The following is a 202-nucleotide window of genomic DNA, read 5'->3' on the forward strand; positions in this document are numbered from 1 at the left end:
ATGTGGTCTACTTCCATAATGTCTTCTTCCTTGAAATAATGTCCGCAGTGGGTACACTTCCCTTTTTGTTTCTTCAAAAGCTTCGATACTCTCGTTGGAACACCGGGTTGTTTCCCCATTCTTGTACTCCAGTATTTGAGATTGCCGTCATATGGACTGGCCTCACCTTTGACTTTAACGTGTCTGACAATTGGAGTCTCGG

General features: G+C 44.1%; 1 pseudogene. It reads right to left on the bottom strand.

Annotated elements, in window-relative coordinates:
- Positions 1-202, bottom strand: a pseudogene (locus LKK83_RS22745) (hypothetical protein); the annotation flags it as partial.

It is taken from the genome of Phormidium sp. CCY1219, assembly GCF_035615515.1.
Classification (GTDB): domain Bacteria; phylum Cyanobacteriota; class Cyanobacteriia; order Cyanobacteriales; family Laspinemataceae; genus CCY1219.